The sequence below is a fragment of the Zavarzinella formosa DSM 19928 genome, assembly GCF_000255705.1.
GTDB classification, from domain to species: domain Bacteria; phylum Planctomycetota; class Planctomycetia; order Gemmatales; family Gemmataceae; genus Zavarzinella; species Zavarzinella formosa.
The window spans coordinates 384,766-388,653 of record NZ_JH636447.1; the positions used below are offsets into that span (position 1 = coordinate 384,766).

General features: G+C 63.4%; 2 protein-coding genes and 1 pseudogene. All 3 read left to right on the forward strand.

The genetic code is table 11. The features are described from left to right. A pseudogene (locus BGIM_RS0138530) lies at window positions 1–198 on the forward strand (hypothetical protein); the annotation flags it as partial. 209 nt (window positions 199–407) lie between these two features. Beyond that, complete coding sequence (locus BGIM_RS0138535) at window positions 408–1,868, forward strand: hypothetical protein (protein WP_020474947.1); 1,461 nt, start codon at window positions 408–410, stop codon at window positions 1,866–1,868. 520 nt (window positions 1,869–2,388) lie between these two features. Further along, window positions 2,389–3,666 (forward strand): outer membrane protein assembly factor BamB family protein, encoded by a 1,278-nt coding sequence (locus tag BGIM_RS0138545; protein WP_020474948.1) that lies wholly within the window; start codon window positions 2,389–2,391, stop codon window positions 3,664–3,666. The last annotated feature ends 222 nt before the right edge of the window (window positions 3,667–3,888 follow it).

A 3,888-nucleotide genomic window follows, 5' to 3' on the forward strand; every position in this document is an offset into this window, starting at 1 on the left:
ACCACCGGCTTGAAGGCCCCGGAATACTGGCCGACATACGTCCTGCCGCTCATCGCCAGGGCGCAAGCCGCCGCCGGCCAGCCGGCCGCCGTGCGAGAATGGTCGGCGAAGCTGGATGACCCCCGGACACGGGCCGCCGTCCTTCTCGGGCTGGCGGAGGGGCTTGTTCAGGAACCGGCAAAGCCGGGCGGGAAGTGACAACCTTCCGGTGTCGGAGGATAATGGCAATAGTCAGCGTCTCCGTGAAGCCGCGACGCGGAGTCTTCGCAGCGGAGCGCGGACTTCCGGCGTCGGATGATTGTGGCAATGGCCAGTGTTTGCAAGCGGGAAGTCCGCGCTCCGCTGCGCAAAGCCTTCGCGTCGCGGCTTCACGGCGGGCTTGGTCCATGTGAAACAGGGAGCCTCTCATGCGACTCGCCTTTCTTCTCTTTCTGACATCGGCCTCCGTCCTGTCGGCCGCCCCGGCGGCGCCGCCGCAGAATCAGGCGGCCAAAGAAATTCTGGGGCAGGTCGCCGGCTTGCTGGAGAACGGGAATGCCAGCGCGGAATTGCGGGGGCGGGTTTGGTGCGAGATCGCCCGGCTTCGTCACAAGATCGGGGATCGGGAAGGCGCGCTCAAAGCCGTCCGGCTGGCTCGCTCGATCATCGAGAAACATGAGCCTCCGATCATCGAAGGCTGGAAGACCGTCGGCGAGACGCTGGCCTGGCTGGGCGAGACCAAGGCCGTGCCGGATCTGGCCAAGAGCGTCCCGGAATCCCGGCGACTGCTGCGTGACGAGTTCCGGCAGGCCGTGTCATGGCAGTCGGCCCTGATGGCGGGCGCCACCGGGAATGTCCGGGGGGCCGTGGAAATCGCCGACTCGCTTCCGAAGGAAGATGACCGGAGGCAATTGAAGGCGGACATTTATGTTGCCGAGGGCGTCCGTCTGGCCCGGAAAGGGGACTTGACCGGCGCGTTTCGGATCGTCGGGGAATTGTCCTCTCCCTCGGACAAGTTGTTCGCCCTCGTCGGCAAACCCAAGGACGGGCTTGCCCCGGACGCCGTCGAACCGGACGCGGGGATTGCCTTTGAACAATGGAAGGCGGGGGACAAAGTCGGCGCCAAAGAATCGACGATGAAGGCGCTGGCCCTGCTCCCGGATGTGGAATCAAAAAGCGAAGGTCCGGGCGCGGTCGCCGTGATCCGGATGTTCGCCCGGCTGGACGCGCTGCCGGAAGCCCGAAAAGCCCTGAACTGGCTGCTGACCACCCCGCCGGAAAAAGGCATCCGGGACGAAGCTCGCATCACCCAAGAGTTGCACGCCTGGGCCTGTGTCGCGGCCGCCGAGATCCGGGCGGGACGGGACGAGAACGCGATGGTCATTCTCAAATATTTTAAAAGTCCGGGCCTCCAGGCATCCCTGCTTCAATTCATCGCGCTGGCCCAGGCGCAAGCCGGCCGAAAAGAGGCGTCGAAAGCCAGTTTCGCCAAGGCGGTCGCCTTTTACGAGCTTGGCGTGACCAAGGTTGGCGAGCCGGACCACGACATCATTGGCTCCCTGCTGCTGGCCGGCGACATCGACGGGGCGATTCTCGCCGCCCGCCGGTTGATGGCCGGGCCTCCGTTTTGGGCGAGCATCGCCATCGCCCAGGCGGACCTCGGCGACTTCGACGGCGCCCGGAAAACCGCCGACGCCATCCTCAAAACCCCCGACACCTGGCACGCCGCCGCCCTGCGTCACATCGCCAGAAGACAGACCAAAGCCGGCCAGTCGGCCGAGGCGCGGGGATGGGCGTCGCAAGTGACAAACGATTCAACAAAAATTGATGTGTTGATGGGATTGGCCGAAGGGCTTGCTCATGAGACGGCAAAGCCGGCCGAGAAGTAATGGCATCGTTTTGGTTTTGTCTTGGATTTGGCGAGCCGAGCAGCGTAAGCTGCCGGGTGGCTTCCTGTAGTGAAGGTGCTTCAGCCACCGGTTTGAGTCAGGCTGAGTGAAGGGGATGTGGTTCAACCGCCGGGAGCCACCCGGCAGCTTACGCTGCTCGGCTCGCCAAGACGAAGACGAGCCGTCCGGCTCGCCAAAACATCCGGCCGTTCACCCGGCTTTTCCAACCCACTCCGCGACCACCGACGATAGATCCGCAACATTGCGGATCTACCGGCTTTCTCTCCTCCCACCGGAAACCGGCTGCGTTGAAATTGCCGGACGACATTGCCCGCCTGTCGCGGATGCCTATCGAAAGAGTAGAGCCTTGAACAGTTCCGCTCACGCCCGATAATTCGGCGTGTCGGCGCCGTTGGCGTTCGGGCGAATCTTTGAACGGCCCGAACGAACAGCGGCGGCGACTTGAACGTCTATTCTGGCGCCCCGCCTTGACTGATCTTTTCTCCGGAGTTTGTTGTCAATGAAAAAGATGTGTTTCTTCGCGGCCGCCTTGCTGGCGGTGGCCGCGATCGCCAATGCCAACGACTGGCCCACGTTCCGCGGGCCGAACCGAAACGGGATTTGCGCCGAGACCGGGTTGCTCAAGGAATGGCCGCAGAACGGGCCGCCGAAGGCCTGGACTGTCAAGAACCTCGGCCTCGGCTTCGGCACGCCGACCGTCGCGGATGGCAAAATCTTCGGCATGGGCACCCGCAACGGCAAGGACGGCGTCTGGGCGCTCAAGGAAGCGGACGGTTCGGAAATCTGGTTCACCCCGTTTGACGAGCCGCGCAAGACCAACCAGAACAACGGCCCCAGCGGCAGCCCGACCTATTCGGACGGCAAGGTGTGCGCCGTCGGCAGCAACGGCAAGCTCGTCTGTCTTGACGCGACCGACGGCAAGAAGGCTTGGGGCATCGACTACGTGGCCGATTACGGCGCCAAGGTGCCGCAATGGGGCTTCACCGATTCCCCGCTGATCGACGGCGACAAGATGATTTTCGTCCCGGCCACGGCGAAGGCCGCCATCGCCGCCGCCGACAAGAAGACCGGCAAGCTGATTTGGAAGACCGAGGTTTCCGGGGGCGTCGGGGGCGGGGCCGGTTACTCGTCGCCGATCAAGGCGACCATCGCCGGCACGGCCCAATACGTCGTGCTGCTGGGTGACAAAACCGGCGTCGCCGGGTTCAATGCCGAAGACGGCAAACTCCTCTGGAATTATGCGGACAAACCGGCTGCCGGGGGCGTGGCCCAGATTCCGATCCCGATCATTTACAACGACAGCGTCTGGGTGTCGTGCAGCTACGGCGGCGGCGCGGCCCTGCTGAACATCACCTCCGAAGGGGGCAAGTTCAGCGTCAAGCCGGTGAAGACTTACAAGAAGCCCGAACTGAACAATCACCACGGCGGCATGGTGCAGGTCGGCGATTACGCCTACTTCGGCCACAATCAAAACGACGGCCAGCCGGTGTGCGTGGACCTGAAGACCGGCGACATCAAGTGGGGCCCGGAAAAAGACGCCGCCGGCGGCAGCGGCTCGGCGGCCGTGCTGTTCGCGGACGGCCGACTCTACTTCCGCTACCAGAACGGCGTGCTGGTGCTGATCGACCCGTCGCCGAAGGAACTTAAGGTGGTTTCCTCCTTCAAGCTGCCGGAGCCGAGCGGCAAGGAACACTGGGCCCACCCGGTGATCGCCAACGGCAAACTCTACATCCGCGACCAGGACAAACTGCATTGCTTTGATGTGAAGGCGAAGTAAGCGAAGTCTTTGACGAGCCGGAAGGCTCGTCTTTGTTTTGGTTTTCGTTTTGGTATTGGTTTTCGTCTTGGTATTGGTCTTTGTCTTGGCGAGCCGAGCAGCGTAAGCTGCCGGGTGGCTTCCAGTGGTCGAACCGCTTCCCCTTTACTCGGCCGGACTTAAACCCGTGGCTGAAGCACCTTCCCTGCCGGGAGCCACCCGGCAGCTCACGCTGCTCGGCTC

Bases quoted from the DNA above. Each gene is read 5' to 3' on its own strand.
- BGIM_RS0138535 (WP_020474947.1), top strand. From the start codon at position 408: ATGCGACTCGCCTTTCTTCTCTTTCTGACATCGGCCTCCGTCCTGTCG.
- BGIM_RS0138545 (WP_020474948.1), top strand. From the start codon at position 2,389: ATGAAAAAGATGTGTTTCTTCGCGGCCGCCTTGCTGGCGGTGGCCGCG.